At 46.8% G+C, this 15,631-nt stretch carries 11 protein-coding genes; all 11 read left to right on the top strand.

From position 1 onward, the window contains the following. Nucleotides 1-141: 141 nt before the first annotated feature. The 11 genes from FBF61_RS10795 to FBF61_RS10845 all read left to right on the top strand — a co-directional run bounded on the left by FBF61_RS10795 (nucleotide 142) and on the right by FBF61_RS10845 (nucleotide 15,588). A complete protein-coding gene (locus tag FBF61_RS10795) occupies nucleotides 142-930 on the top strand; it encodes a sugar phosphate isomerase/epimerase family protein (RefSeq protein ID WP_229215002.1) in 789 nt (262 codons plus the stop codon). Nucleotides 931-941: 11 nt separating this feature from the next. Beyond that, complete coding sequence (locus tag FBF61_RS10800; RefSeq protein WP_205748271.1) at nucleotides 942-2,006, top strand: family 43 glycosylhydrolase; 1,065 nt, start codon at nucleotides 942-944, stop codon at nucleotides 2,004-2,006. A 70-nt stretch (nucleotides 2,007-2,076) separates the two neighbouring features. Beyond that, complete coding sequence (locus FBF61_RS10805) at nucleotides 2,077-3,228, top strand: cellulase family glycosylhydrolase (protein ID WP_138477250.1); 1,152 nt, start codon at nucleotides 2,077-2,079, stop codon at nucleotides 3,226-3,228. A gap of 61 nt (nucleotides 3,229-3,289) precedes the next feature. After that, a complete protein-coding gene (locus FBF61_RS10810) occupies nucleotides 3,290-4,828 on the top strand; it encodes a sulfatase family protein (RefSeq protein WP_138477251.1) in 1,539 nt (512 codons plus the stop codon). A 143-nt stretch (nucleotides 4,829-4,971) separates the two neighbouring features. Beyond that, on the top strand, nucleotides 4,972-6,000 hold the full coding sequence (locus FBF61_RS10815) for a T9SS type A sorting domain-containing protein (RefSeq protein ID WP_138477252.1): 1,029 nt from the start codon (nucleotides 4,972-4,974) through the stop codon (nucleotides 5,998-6,000). A 110-nt stretch (nucleotides 6,001-6,110) separates the two neighbouring features. Then, on the top strand, nucleotides 6,111-6,719 hold the full coding sequence (locus FBF61_RS10820) for an RNA polymerase sigma factor (RefSeq protein ID WP_138477253.1): 609 nt from the start codon (nucleotides 6,111-6,113) through the stop codon (nucleotides 6,717-6,719). 118 nt (nucleotides 6,720-6,837) lie between these two features. Beyond that, nucleotides 6,838-7,965, top strand: a complete 1,128-nt coding sequence (locus FBF61_RS10825) for a FecR family protein (RefSeq protein ID WP_138477254.1) — start codon at nucleotides 6,838-6,840, stop codon at nucleotides 7,963-7,965. A 222-nt stretch (nucleotides 7,966-8,187) separates the two neighbouring features. Continuing rightward, on the top strand, nucleotides 8,188-11,589 hold the full coding sequence (locus tag FBF61_RS10830; protein ID WP_229215003.1) for a TonB-dependent receptor: 3,402 nt from the start codon (nucleotides 8,188-8,190) through the stop codon (nucleotides 11,587-11,589). A 70-nt stretch (nucleotides 11,590-11,659) separates the two neighbouring features. Next, complete coding sequence (locus tag FBF61_RS10835) at nucleotides 11,660-13,090, top strand: RagB/SusD family nutrient uptake outer membrane protein (RefSeq protein ID WP_138477255.1); 1,431 nt, start codon at nucleotides 11,660-11,662, stop codon at nucleotides 13,088-13,090. 31 nt (nucleotides 13,091-13,121) lie between these two features. Continuing rightward, nucleotides 13,122-13,850 (top strand): SGNH/GDSL hydrolase family protein, encoded by a 729-nt coding sequence (locus FBF61_RS10840; protein ID WP_138477256.1) that lies wholly within the window; start codon nucleotides 13,122-13,124, stop codon nucleotides 13,848-13,850. A 64-nt stretch (nucleotides 13,851-13,914) separates the two neighbouring features. After that, nucleotides 13,915-15,588 (top strand): FAD-dependent oxidoreductase, encoded by a 1,674-nt coding sequence (locus FBF61_RS10845; protein WP_138477257.1) that lies wholly within the window; start codon nucleotides 13,915-13,917, stop codon nucleotides 15,586-15,588. The last annotated feature ends 43 nt before the right edge of the window (nucleotides 15,589-15,631 follow it).

The raw sequence follows: 15,631 nt of genomic DNA on the forward strand, positions 1-15,631 counted from the left end.
AACGGGCCAAACTATCTCTGCCGTGGGCAAAAACGCCCACGGCAAAAATCTAATCCTGAAAGGATTTAATATCTCATAAACATGTTATTCGGAGCCAGTACATTTATTTGGGTTTCACCCTTTTCCACAAAAAATATTGATTTGCTTACCAAAGTGAAGAATATGGGCTATGATATCATTGAAATAGCCGTGGAAGACACTAGTATCATCGATTGGAAATCTATCAAGGAAGTGGCCCGGGATCTCGATCTGAAAATCACCGTCAGCGGTGCCTTCGGAGAAGAACGGGATATCTCCAGCACCGAACCTGAATACCGCAAGCTTGGCAAAGAATACATTATCGACTGCATCAGAATCGCAGCGGATACGGGCAGTCCCATCTTTGGGGGGCCGGTATATTCGGCAGTCGGCAAAACGAGGATCGTTTCCGAAGAACAAAAAAAGCAGGAACGTGCATGGTGTGTGGAAACGCTGGTTGAGATCGGCAAAATAGCCTCCGATCACGGCGTCGTGGTAGGACTGGAACCATTGAACCGGTTTGAAACGGATATGGTCAATACAGTGGATCAGGCGTTGTCGATTGTTCGGGAAGTGGATAGTCCTAACCTGAAAATCGTGCTGGATACTTTTCATTCCAACATTGAAGAAAAAGATATTCCTGCTTCGATACGCAAGATTGGCAAGGACTTGCTGTGTCACGTTCAGGGTAATGAAAGCGACCGGGGAACACCCGGGACCGGGCATTTGGAATGGGAAGGTATCAGAGACGCTCTGAACGAAATCGGTTACGACGGAGCTGTTGTGATCGAAACATTCGGGCAGCCTTCCAAAGAGCTTGCCAGGGCGGCTTGTATATGGCGGCCGCTGGCAAACAGTGCCGACGAGCTCGCCAGTGAAGGGCTGGATTTTTACAAAAGGCTCTTTTCATAAATCCAATGGAAATGGTAACCACTTTTCTGATCAAGCTGGTATTGCTGGCCTGGCCGACTGCCTGCGGCATTACCGGGAATCCCGTTGTACAAGGGCCATCCAAAATTGACTCGACAAAGTATCGGAACCCGGTTTTTGAACCCATACTCGCCGATCCCACGGTTATAAAGGCAGAAGACGGGTGGTTTTATGCATACGGGACCATGGACAACTGGGGCGACGGAAACGGGCCGCACCTGATCCCGGTCGTCCGTTCCAGAAATCTGACCGACTGGGTTTATGTAAAGGATGCGTTTTTGAAAAAACCATCCTGGAAAGAAAAGGGTGGGATATGGGCGCCGGACGTGGTAAAGGTGGATGGAAAATATTATTTGTATTATGCTTTTTCAACCTGGGGTGATCCCGATCCGGGGGTCGGACTGGCAGTTGCGGATGTTCCCGCCGGGCCGTTTACCGATTTGGGAAAGTTGTTTCTGAGCACCGAAGTGGATGTGCCTAACTCAATCGATCCGTTTTATATCGAAGAAAACGGTAAAAAATACATCTTCTGGGGAAGTTACAGCAATTCGCCTACGCAGGGCACTTATGGCGTGGAGCTTTCGGCAGATGGCCGGAGTGTTCCTGATCTTCACCAAAAGTTTAAGGTGGCAGCCGGAGATTTTGAGGCGGTTATGATCCAGAAAAAAGGTGATTACTACTATTTTTTTGGATCGAAAGAAAGCTGCTGCGAAGGCGCAAAAAGCAAATACCACATCAGGATCGGGCGTTCTAAATCACTTCGGGGACCTTATCTGGACAAAGAAGGAAAAGAACTGACTGCCCGCGGCACAGGTACGATATTGCTCCGCGGAAATGAAAAATATGTGGGGCCGGGGCATAATGCAAGAATCATTACCGATATTCAGGGCGTTGATTGGATGCTATACCATGCAATCAATAAAAGCAAACCACAAGTCTCGACCGGTGCCAACCGAAGAGTTTTAATGCTGGACAAAGTCACCTGGAACGATGGATGGCCGGAAATTTACAATTCGGAACCTGGTCTGAATGATCAGAATGTTCCTATTTTCAGATAGAAAAAGAGTGTATGTGTCTTTATGGTTTATTAAATCATCTAAACATAGTACTCAACGAAAAATTTAACTGATGAACTTCATTAAAAAGACTGCTTTTGGGCTAGTGATTGCCCTCTCCCTCCTGAATTGTTCGAAAAAAGACAGCGCAAAAGACGATTTACATACGGAGACCGCGCATCGCGGTGTGTGGACAAAAGAACAGGCCAAGACCTGGTATGAAAAACAGAGTTGGCTTGTTGGTGCCGACTTTCTCCCAAGTACTGCTATAAATCAGCTCGAAATGTTCCAGGAGGCAACTTTCGATACGGCGACCATTAACAGGGAGCTGGGCTGGGCTGAATCGATTGGTATGAATACCATGCGCGTTTATCTGCATGATTTGCTGTATGATCAGGATTCGGTCGGCTTTATGAACAGGCTGGACGTATTTCTGGATATCGCAGACAAACATAAGATCAAGCCGTTGTTTGTATTGTTTGATTCCTGCTGGGATCCATTTCCGAAATTGGGAACGCAGCGCGAGCCGAAACCCGGCGTGCATAATTCGGGCTGGGTGCAGAGTCCGGGGCTGGAAGCATTGAAAGACAGCACGCAGTATCCGCGTCTAGAAAGGTATGTAAAAGGAACGGTAGGCCAGTTTGCGGACGATAAACGCGTATTGGGTTGGGATATCTGGAATGAGCCCGACAATCCGAATACTAGCTCTTACGGCGCTGTGGAACTCCCTAATAAAGTGGATTATGTGTTGCCTTTGATGAAAAAATCATTTGAATGGGCGCGTTCTGCCCATCCTTCTCAGCCACTTACTGCCGGGATCTGGGCGGGTGACTGGACTTCTCCGGGGACGCTGAAACCGATTGAAAAATTAAGTATCGAAGAATCGGATGTGATCTCGTTCCATAATTATGAAAATGCGAAAGAATTTGAAAAGCGTATCCTGCAATTGCAGCAGTACGACCGGCCGCTGATCTGTACGGAATACATGTCGCGCGGAAACGGCAGTTTTTTTGAAGGTTCACTGCCCATCGCAAAAAAATATAATGTAGGCGCGATCAACTGGGGACTTGTTGATGGGAAGTCGCAGACAATTTATCCATGGGACAGCTGGAAAAAGACGTATACCTCTGAGCCGGAACTCTGGTTTCATGATATTTTCAGGAAAGACGGGAAACCTTACAAGGAAGAGGAAACGGAGCTGATCAAAAAACTGACGGCCCGTTAGGAAGAAGATTGCGGCAGTAAATTGATATATTCACTGCCGCAATTTTTATCCTGATTATTTTATGCTTAACAAGTACTTTGGCCTTTTTACTTCTCTCATTTTTCTTGTTGCTGCGCCGGACGTCTTCGGTCAGAAAAAGCAGCAAAAACCCAATGTAATTTTTATCTATGCCGACGATGTAGGGTATGGTGACCTGAGTTCGTACGGGGCGACAAAAATCAGTACGCCGAATATCGACCGCCTTGGTAAAGAAGGCATCCGCTTCACAAATGCCCACGCAACTTCTGCGACATGTACACCATCCCGGTTTGCGCTAATGACAGGGATCTATCCATGGCGTCAAAAAGGTACGGGTGTTTTGCCGGGTGATGCTTCGCTAATCATACCCACGGAGCGGCTTACTTTACCAACGCTCTTTCAGCATGCGGGCTATAAGACAGCTTCCGTAGGGAAATGGCACCTGGGATTGGGGGCACCTAACAAACAAATCGACTGGAACAAACCAATTACAAAAGGCCCCAACGAAACAGGGTTCGACTACGCGTATTTCTTTCCTGCAACTTCCGACAGGGTACCCACCGTTTTTGTTGAAAATCATGAGGTACAGGCATTGGATCCAAACGATCCGATAGAAGTGGATTATTCCAAAAAAATAGGTCAGGAACCCACCGGATTGGAAAATCCAGAACTTTTGAAACTTCCGGCCGCACCGGATCACGGGCATAACAATACCATTGTCAATGGCATTGGCCGGATCGGCTGGATGAAGGGTGGAAAGCAGGCCCGCTGGACAGATGAGGAAATCGCCCATGTTTTTCTGAACAAGGCGCAGCAGTTTATGGAGGAGAACAGCAAAAATCCTTTCTTTCTGTATTTCTCGCTGAATGATATCCATGTTCCCCGCATGCCGAGTACGCAATTCAAGGGTAAGAGTTCAATGGGGCTGCGCGGAGATGTGATCCTCCAGATGGACTGGACAGTAGGGGAAATCTTGAAAAAGCTGGATGAATTGGGATTGACTGAAAATACGCTGATCATCTTTTCCAGCGACAACGGTCCGGTTCTCGATGACGGATATGCCGACAGGGCCGTGGAATTGTCCAAAGGTCATCATCCTGCCGGTGCGCTGCGAGGCGGAAAATACAGCGCATTTGAAGGTGGGACCCGGATTCCCTGGCTGGCGCGCTGGCCAAAGGTTATCAAGCCTGGGATTGTTTCTGATGCGCTTATTTGCCAGATCGACCTGATCGCTTCTTTTGGGTCTTTTTTTAAGCAAAACATTGAAATGGAGGATGCTCCTGATAGTTTTAATGTGATGGAAGCGCTGCTGGGTAGAACTCAAACGGGTCGTGAAATGCTTGTGAAGCAGGGCGGCGCCTTATCCCTGACACGCGGTAACTGGAAATACATTGAGCCACGGGAGGGTATTGCGCTGCAAAAACTTACAAATACTGAAACCGGAAATAATACCAAACCGCAGCTATACGATCTGAGTAAGGATATTGGTGAAAAAAATAATCTGGCGGCACGAAATCCTGCGAAAGTAAAAGCGATGGCAGAAGAACTTGATAAGATCAGAGAGGCTGGACGCAGCAGGTAGTTTTTAATGCCACGGATACACGGATTTGCACGAATGGAAGCCACATTCCTGTCCATCGGCGTGTCCGTGGCAAAATTGTAACTATTTATAAGTGACCATTACAAAAAGCTGACGTCTAAACGGCATAACATACCATTCGTATTATGCCGCAACTATACCGCACCCCGGTTTTCATTTACGTGCTTTGTATTACATTTTCAAATGCAGTCCTAGCGCAGGTTACATTTTTCAATCAGGATTTCTCCCAGACCCGTTCATTTGTAAATCCTTCTCCCGACACCGGGCAGTTCAGCCATATTCTCCTCACCGCGCCGGAACTGTCTTACCACAAATTCTATAAAGGCTACATGGACCTTACCCGGACGCAGCAGGATTCGGCAACCGGCGGGATCATACGGGCCATGCGGGCCACACCGTTTTCGCCCAACCCGGAAACGCTTTTGATCAGCATACAGCTGAGTGTGGAGACCATGCAGAATCCGGCCGTGAATGCAGTCTATTTTTATGTAGGCGAAGATTTCAATCCTGTCAATAACTCATTTCCCGAAAACAGGCTGATGTTCGGGAAATGTGCGGTCAATTTTCATGGGACTTCTTTTACAGTTAAAGACCTGGAAACGCAGAAAGTCAGCAAAAATATTCCGCTTAAAACAAATACTAAGCTGACCTGGGTGCTTAACAATGCTGCAAAAAGCCTCTCCTACCAGCGCCCGGGTGCGGACACCGTGTTGCATCATGTTGAAGCGGGAAGTTATGATCTCTGGGTGGATGATGAACTTGTCAGCAAGAGTAGCAAGGGTTATCCGGGGAATTCTCCCTATTCCAAAACCAAACTTTCAAATTTTGAAATTAGGTTCAGAAACGGCCTTGGGAAAATCCGTATCCGCAACATCCTGATCCGCGAAGCAGCCGCGGATGGTGAGACTTCAAATCCACTGATCATCCCAAACCCTTCCTCCGCCGCACTGATCCGCCTGAAAGCAGCCGGTATATTAGCCTCTTCACTGCAAATGGTAGGTCTGAACGGGAAATCCGTTGCTTTTCGAAAGCATATTGCATCCGGAAATATCATAGAGATACGCCCGGAACAAAATATTTCATCGGGAATATATGTGTTGTCTTTCATTGATAAAGACAAAAAAAAGAGATTTCTGCGGGTAATGGTACAGTAGCCGGGCAGTGGGAATCTAGGATGAAAGGTGGATAAAATTTGACTAATCTTGTAGGGCCAGTTGAGTTTGACGGGAACTTTGACTTATTTAGAGTCCACGTTCCTGACGTTATGAAATCACAATCCAATTTTTCAGAAGCTTCTGATGATAAAACGGTTTGGCAGCTTTTTCTGGCTGGTAACGTAGAAGCTTTTGAATATTTAATGTCCGCCCATTTCCGCAGGCTTTTTCAGTACGGGAGCAAGTTTTCAAAAGATCAGGAATTTGTAAAAGATTGTATCCAGGATCTTTTTTTAATTCTTTGGGAAAAACGTGAAAACCTGGGCAACGACATTGCTGTAAAACCTTATCTGATGGCTTCGTTACGGCGGCTGATGCATCGCGCGATTTCTTCGAAATCCTGGATGGCAGGCGAATCCCTTGATGAAAAGGAAGGTTCTTTTGAACTGGAATTTTCAGTGGAGCAGGAATACATCGACCACGAGTCGACACTTGCCCGCACGCGTCAGCTTGAAAAGTTGCTTGGAGAACTTCCCAAAAGACAGAAAGAGGTGATTTACCTCAAATACTTCCAGGAAATGAGCCGCGACCAGATCTCGGAAATTATGTCGGTGTCTCCGCAAACTGTATCAAACCTTCTCCAGATCGCGATCAAGCAGTTGAAAAAACACTGGAAAGCTGAATTTCTTACCTTCTTTGTGATTCATTTGTTTATATAAAACCGGATCATAATGCTATCAATCACAAGGATTTATATTTTTTTAAAGAAATAATTCAAAATTTTTTGGTATCTGTACCGTGTTTTCGTCTATCGTAGATCAGACGCTTATATCTGGTATGGATCGCTACAATCACTACACCGTTGAGGATTTTGTTTGGGACGTTTTTTTTCGTCAGTGGGTTTTATCACCTACCCGCGAAACAGATATCGCCTGGAACGAGTGGGCTGAAAATAATCCTGAGAAATCCGATGCCATTCAGCAGGCCAGGTCGATCGTGTTGTCCATGCGGCTGAATGAACCCGAAATATCAGAGCCGGAGATCAGGGAAGTTATCAACAGAACCCTATCCAGGATCCGTACGCATTCCCCTGAATTTGCCCCTAATGAAGAACCCGTAAAACGACCTTTTTATCGCGCAATGTGGCTTCAGGTTGCAGCTTCGGTGGCGTTTTTAATGCTATCCGCTTGGATAGGCTATTCTTTTTATAACAAAAAAGAAGCAAAACAAAGCGGTGAATACACATATGCGGATGCTGGAAAAGACCTGCTGCTTGTCGAAAAAGTTAACACAACTTCTGCCAACATGCTTGTCAGCCTGAGTGACGGCAGCAAGATCACCCTTTCTCCAAAAGGACGGATCAGATATCCCGAACAGTTTGTCGACGCAAAACGGGAGGTTTATCTGGAAGGAGAGGCTTTTTTTGAAATCTCCAAAGATCCGGACCATCCTTTTTTCGTTTATGCCCACGGCCTGATCACCAAAGTACTGGGAACGAGTTTCAGGATCAAGGCCTACGAGCTATCGGATGAAGTCACAGTTGAAGTGAAAACAGGGAGGGTTTCTGTTTTTGCTCAGTCGGATCCTGATGTGGTAGAAAAAGCGTCTAACCGTGAGCTGGAAGGTGTGGTGCTCAACCCAAATCAGAAGATCATTTATACGCGTGAAGAAGTGCGAATGATAAAAACCCTGGTTGAAAAGCCGGAAATTGTTTTGCCAAAAACAGAAGTTCCGCAGTTTGAATTTGAAGATACGCCTGTCAGCGAAGCATTTGTTTCTATTGGCAAAGCTTACGGAATTGATATTTTATTTGATGAAGAGCTGCTCAAAGGATGCCCGCTGACTGCTACCCTTGACAATCAGACCCTGCATGAAAAGCTGACAATTATTTGCAAGGCCGTGGAAGCCAGTTATGAAATCCTGGATGGGCAGGTTGTGATACATAGTAAGGGATGTCGGAATTGATATCTGGCAAGAAGGGGAGGATAGAGGAAGGAAGGATTTTAGCTATTCATTTTTTAAACCTTTTGATAATAACGAAACAGAAAGAATAAAATAAAAAAAGAGCCGGCAATGTTCCCGCATTACCGACTCAAGTATTATCCCTTTTGGTTGTCGCCAATTCACCTCCGGTAGGAGGCAGGGATCGTTTTGTCAGTTTTCAATCTTAACAAAACAATCAAATCTATGAAAAAACCCTTAAAATACCGTCAGGTATTACTTTGGACAATGCGAATAACAGCTATACAAATCATGCTCGCCGTCTGGTTTATCGGGACCGGTTTTGCGCATGAAAGCAATGCCCAGTCTCTTCTTTCCCAGAAGATTACCGTGATGGTGGATGGAAGTGAAGTAAAGAAAGTGCTAAACCAGGTGGAAAAGCAGGTGGATGTTCGCTTCGTTTTTAGTTCAAAAATCATAAAATCGGCAAGAAAAGTTACGGTCAACGCTGCCAACAAACCACTTTATGAAGTCCTTGACCAGATATTGACGCCTCTCGGCCTGCAGTATGAAGTATCGGGCAAAATAATCATCCTTAAGAGAACGGAGAACTTGCCGGAAATCAATGCTCCGGCTGGAGATGGCGCTCCCAAAAAGGATCTTTCCGGAAAAGTGCTTGATGAGCAGGGGCTGGGTTTGCCGGGGGTGAGCGTGGTATTAAAGGGAACGCAGACCGGTACTACTACCAATGTTGAAGGGGAATTCCAGCTGACCCTGCCTGACAATGCACAGGCGCAGGTTTTGGTATTCAGTTTTGTCGGTTACACTACCCAGGAAGTGGCTGTCGACAACAGGTCTGTTTTAGAAGTGAAAATGGCTGTGGAGGACAAGTCATTGCAGGAAATAGTGGTAGTAGGTTATGGACAGGTCAGGAAAACTGATCTTACAGGCTCTGTAACCACTATTCCGGTGGACGAAATCAAAAAGGTAGCTGTTACGTCCATGGACCAGGCATTACAAGGACGCGCGGCTGGTGTACAGATCACCCAGAACTCTGGTGCACCCGGCGGAGCTACAACGATCCGGATACGTGGAGGGAATTCCATTCAGGGTGATAACGAGCCTTTGTATGTGATTGATGGGATTCCTTTCAAAAACGAAAGCTCTAACAATGGTTCGAGCTTCAATGTTCTGAGCACATTAAACCCAAGTGATATTGAATCCATGTCGATTCTTAAGGACGCTTCTTCCACGGCCATATATGGTTCCAGGGGAGCGAACGGGGTGGTGATCATCACTACAAAACGTGGGAAAGCAGGGAAGTCGAATGTGACATTGGATGCTTATTATGGTGTGCAGAATGTGCGCCGTAAATATCCCGTGCTTAACGGAAGCGAGTATGCAGCTTTTGTGAACGAGGCAAATACCAATGAAGGCAGGGCGGCCGTGTATACGCCTCAGCAAGTGGAAGCTTTCGGTGAGGGCACCGACTGGCAGAATGAAATTTTCCGTTCGGCACCGATGTATAACTATCAGCTCTCGATGAGCGGAGGCGACGATAAAACACAATATGCGATATCTGGAGGTTACTTCAAGCAGAATGGGATTGTAACCAATTCCGATTTTGACAGATATTCTTTTCGTGTAAACCTTGACAGGAAACTTACCAGCAAAATCAAGGTTGGAAACAGCCTGACGGTAAACCGTACCCTGACGAACCAGTCGAGGACAGACGGCTCCCTTGGGAGTGCCGGCCTGGTAACCATTGCTGCATTGCAGTTCCCAGGCATTTTACCGGTTTACAATCCGGACGGCAGCTATCTGATGAACCATCCTGCGCTGACCTTTACCGCAGACAATCCGGCAGCCCTGGCCAGGGAAAGCAAAAACACCAATAAGGCGCACAGGGTTTTCGGCAACGTTTTTGGCGAATATCAGATCATGGACGGGCTGAGCCTGAGAGTAGTTTTGGGAGTGGATGGTATCCTTCAGAAACAGGATAGCTATCTGCCCAGAAGTGTTTCCAGTGGTTTGTCGCAGGGTGGAGTGGGAAGTATCACAAATAATCAGTCGATCACCTGGCTCAATGAAAACCTTCTGACTTATACCAAAAATTTTAACCAGAAACATAACATAACTGCGCTTGTAGGGTATACCCAGCAAGCCAACAGGACTGAGAATGCTTATGCAGCTTCCCGGAACTTTGTGAACGATAATCTCGCGACCGGCAACCTGGGCTCAGGCTCAGTGGCACTGGTACCTTCTTCGGGAATAGGAACATGGGGGCTGGAATCTTATTTAGGCCGTATCAACTACGGTTTCAATGAAAAGTACCTCCTTACCGCCTCATTCCGTGCAGACGGTTCCTCGCGATTTGGAGCAAACAAGCGTTATGGTTTTTTCCCATCGATGGCACTGGCATGGCGGGTGTCGGAAGAGAGCTTTATCAAAAATATCAGGGCTATCAGTGAACTGAAAGTCCGCGCGACAATCGGCTCGACCGGAAACCAGGACGGTATCGGCAACTATCCGGCCTATTCGTTGCTTTCAACGCAGAACTATGTACTTAACAATGTGGTATCAACCGGAATCGGTCCGAACCAGATCGCAAACCCCGACCTGTCGTGGGAAACTACAACCCAGTCTGACGTAGGTATCGACCTGAGTTTATTGAGCAACCGGATCAGTATTACTGCTGACGCCTATCTGAAAAGGACGAAAGATCTGCTGTTAAATGTTACGATCCCCAGCTCATCCGGATTTTCCAGCGCTATTAAAAACCTTGGCCGGGTAGAAAACAAAGGGATTGAACTGAGTGTTACTTCTCACAATATCGACGGGGCTTTCAAATGGACTACGGAGTTTAACTATGCATTAAACCGTAATAAGGTATTGGATATCGGTGGCGCGCCGCAAATTTTTGCCGGTGAAGTGGCCAATATCGCGCAGAATGTAAATTCGGGTATTATCAGGGTTGGTGAACCGCTGGGTTCATTCTATGGCTATGTTACTGATGGTCTTTATCAAACCCAGGAAGAGCTGCTTGCATTGACAGACGGCAGTGCCAGAAAACCGGGAGACCGCCGCTATAAAGATTTGAACGGGGACAAAAGGATCGATGATAATGACCGGACCATCATTGGCCGTGCGCAACCGAAATTCATCGGCGGGATCAGCAATACGTTTTCGTATAAAGGCATCGACCTGACCGTTTTCTTCCAGGGTGTTTATGGAAATCAAATATTGAACGCCAACAGGTTTGAGCTGGAATATCTGAACGGGACCAACAATCAGGACCGCGATATGCTCAACCGCTGGACCCCAACCAATACGAATACTGATATTCCCAGAGCGTCCACTACCCGGCCGGCCAACAGGATCTCAACCCGGCAGATCGAGAATGGTTCTTACCTGAGGTTGAAAAATGTGCAGCTGGCGTACAATCTGCCTGCCTCATTGACCAAGCCACTGCATGTGCAGGGGGTAAGGCTCTATGTTACTGCACAGAACTACCTTACCTGGACCAAGTATTCGGGATATGATCCGGAAGTGAACCGATTCGGACAGGACAGCCGCAGCCAGGGTTTTGACTACTCAAGTTATCCTGCGGCTAAGACAATGATTTTCGGCCTGAATGTAAGTTTTTAGAACCGGCTGAATCAATTTTATAAAAACACCAACCTGGCCTTCATCCGGCCGTTGAAAAAATATACATATAATGAAAAAGATACTTCCATTCTTTCTGATCCTTTTCTGGGCAAGTTCCTGTGATGTGCTGGATCAGATTCCGGAATCCAACTTTACGCCTGCTAATTTTTACAAAAATGCCGATGACGCGAAAGCTGCGGTAAACTCTGTTTATGATCCGATGAACACTGCGGAAATGTATAACCAGGTGATGTGGATCATACAGGACCAGGCTACCGACGATTCGGAATGGGGGGGCGGACGCTCCACGGCCAATCAGGCGAAAAATGATCTGGACAAATATACATTTACTCCAGCGACAAGCACCTTTTTGTCCGTTTGGTCAACGGTTTACAGAGGTATCAACAGGGCAAATACTGTTCTGGAGAGAGTTCCGGGCATTACTATGGATACCGAGCTGCAAACACGTTTGCTGGCTGAAACCAAATTTATGCGGGGCTTTTACTACTTCACGCTGGTGAGGCTGTTTGGCGGGGTGCCGCTTTTACTTAACGAGACCACTTCGCTCAACAACCTTCAGGTATCGCGCGCAACAGCTGAGGAAGTGTATGCGCAGGTGATCAAGGATTTCACAGAAGCTGAAGCCGTGCTGCCTTTAACTTACACAGGTGCCGATAAAGGTCGTGCTACCAAAGGTGCCGCGACGGCCTTTCTGGCGAAAGTTTACCTTACCCGTGAGGATTGGGCCAATGCTGCGTTGAAAGCAAAGCAGGTTATAGATTCGGGAGTTTACGATCTCTGGGCCAATTATTCAGATGCTTTTTTGATCGCCAATAAAAATGGGAAAGAGGCAGTTTTCGAAGTGCAGGCACTGGGTGGCGGCTTCAATGAAGGCAGTTTTATGCAGGGCTATATGCGCCCTAATTTTGACAGGGTAAACAACATTTCCGGCTTCGGAGATGACCCGGTGACCAAAAATCTTTACGATACGTATACTGCCGCCGACAAACGCCGGGATGTGAATATCAGGCTGTACTCTGCCACAAGTACCCCTGCCGCTCCCGCCAGCGTAGATTATCCGGCTTATGTTTACAAATATCTTGACCCATCTGCGACAGCGAATGGAGAAGGAAGTAATAATTACCCGATCATCCGCTATCCTGACGTATTGCTCATGTATGCAGAAGCGCTCAACGAACAGGCGGCGGGAAATGCGGAGGCTTTCAATGCTATCAACAAAATCAGAACAAGGGCGGGGCTGGCAGTGTTGCCATCAACGTTAAGCCAGGCTGCTTTCCGTGACGCAGTTCTTTTGGAAAGACGGCTGGAACTGGCTTTTGAGGGGCATCGCTGGTATGATCTGGTTCGTACGAAGCGGCTCGTAAGCGCAATGAAAGCGCAGAATCCGACAATTGTGGTAACGGATAAAAATTATCTTTTCCCTATTCCGCAGACGGAGCGGGACGCCAATCCCAACCTCACCCAAAATCCGGAGTTCTGATCCTCCTTTTCTAAGTTAAAAAAACACATCTATGCAAAGAAGGACGTTTTTACAGACTACTATCGTGTCAGCTTCCCTTGCTTTTCCTGCCGGTTTGGTGCAGGGAAAACAGGCGCGCACTGCTGAGGCACCGTTTATCATCAACGCCGGAATCGGAGGCAACAATACTGTTGATCTCCTGGGCAGGATCGATAAGGATTGTCTGGCGCACAAGCCTGATATGACGATTTTGATGATCGGGACAAATGATATGAACAGCAAGAAGTACATCCCGTTGCCAGAATATGAAAAGAATCTCAGAAAGATCATTGAGATGATTCTGGGTGTAAAAAGCGAGATTATGCTGATGACGATCCTGCCGGTACACGAGCCTTATCTGTATACCCGCCATGAAAAAGCGTTCTATGGATCGGATGGCCACAAGGCACGAAAAGTTAAGGTTAATGAGACAATCAAAAAGGCTGCTGACGATTACAAACTTCATTTTCTGGATATGCACCACGTATTCGATAGCATAGGAAATGTCGGCGAAGAGAGTAGCAGTTTGATTCAGAATGCTTTAAATAGTCAGAAAACCGACGGCGTGCACCCTACTGCTGATGGTTACCGCACCATGGCTGTTGCCATCTATGAAGCTTTGATCCGTACCAATGCGCCTTATCAGCGGCTGGTATGCTTTGGCGACAGCATTACAAACGGCGGGGGAGGCGTGGACGGCAACAGTTATCCGGGTTACCTCAAAAGATTGCTGGGCTACTGATCAAAAGCGCTGTGACAGCGACCATAATTTCGATATTCTATTTTTCAACAATAAGTAAATACATATGTTCTTTAACAATTTATTGAAGCGGGTATTGCAAGGAGGTTTGTTGGCCATCCTGTTGCTTAACACCGGCTGCGGCGGCAAACAGGAGGAGAACGATGCTTCCTATGATGCCGACGTGATTGTTTACGGTGGTACTTCCGCTGCGGTCACTGCGGCCGTGCAGGTAGTGAAATCAGGAAAAACGGTGATCGTCGTTTCTCCCGACAAACATTTGGGCGGTCTTTCAGCGGGAGGTCTTGGATTTACAGATACCGGCGACAAATCGGTGATCGGCGGCCTTGCCCGGGAGTTTTATCATCGTGTATTTATGCACTACGATAAGCCGGAAGCGTGGCAGTGGCAAAAAAAGGAAGAATATGGAAACAAAGGCCAGGGTACCCCTGCTATGGATGGAGCTGACCGTACGATGTGGATATTTGAACCTCACGTGGCCGAACAGGTTTTCGAAGATTTTGTAAAAGAAAATAACCTGAAAATTTACCGCGACGAGTGGCTCGACCGTGAAAATGGTGTTGAGAAAAAGGATGGTAAGATCACTTCTTTCAAAACCCTGAGCGGAAAGACTTTTACAGGTAAAATGTTCATAGATGCAACTTACGAGGGCGATCTGATGGCTGCCGCGGGCGTGAAATTCCACGTTGGACGTGAAGCAAACAGCGTTTATAATGAAGAATGGAACGGTCTTCAGCCGGAGGTTTTCCAGCATGGGCATTATTTCAAAAAGAATATCAGCCCGTATAAGATCGAAGGTGATTCCACGAGTGGTTTGCTGCCTTACATTTCCAGTGAAAAAATAGGTAAAAAAGGAGACGGTGATAACAAGATCCAGGCATATTGTTTCCGTATGTGCCTTTCAGCGAATCCGGACAACCGCATTCCCTTTGCAAAGCCGGAAGGTTACGATTCCACCAAGTACGAATTGCTGGCGCGGGTTTATAAAGCAGGCTGGACAGAAACCTTTCAAAAATATGATCCGATCCCCAACAAAAAAACGGATACCAACAACCACGGCCCGTTCAGTACGGATTTTATCGGACAGAACTACGATTACCCGGAGGCTACATATGAAAGAAGAAAAGAAATTATCAAAGAGCATGAGCTGTACCAGAAAGGGCTGATGTATTTTCTTGCCAACGATTCGCGTGTTCCGGCTGATGTACGTACAGAAGTAAACAAGTGGGGCCTGCCAAAAGATGAGTTCAAGGACAACGGTGGTTGGCCTCACCAGATTTATGTGCGGGAAGCAAGACGTATGATCGGGCAGGCAGTGATGACGGAAAATGAAACTTTGGGTAAAAAAGCAGTTTCCGAACCGGTTGGAATGGGATCTTACGCGTTGGACGCACATAATGCACAACGGTATGTGAAAGCTGACGGATTTGTGCAAAATGAAGGTGATATCGGCGTTCACCCTAAAACACCTTACAGTATTTCATATTCGTCTATCATTCCTAAAAAAGAGGAATGTGAGAACCTGTTTGTACCCGTTTGTTTGTCCAGCACGCATATCGCGTATGGCTCTATCCGGATGGAACCGGTATTCATGATATTGGGGCAAAGCGCCGCGACAGCAGCAGTACAGGCCATTGAAAGAGGTGTTTCTGTTCAGGAAGTTGATTATGCCAAATTAAAGGAGCAGCTTCTCAAAGACAAGCAAAAGTTGGCATTGTAGGGCTTTTTCGGAATTTTATTGGCCTTTAAGTGTGAATAACCAT

This window comes from Dyadobacter bucti, assembly GCF_005869225.1.
GTDB classification, from domain to species: Bacteria; Bacteroidota; Bacteroidia; order Cytophagales; family Spirosomataceae; genus Dyadobacter; species Dyadobacter bucti.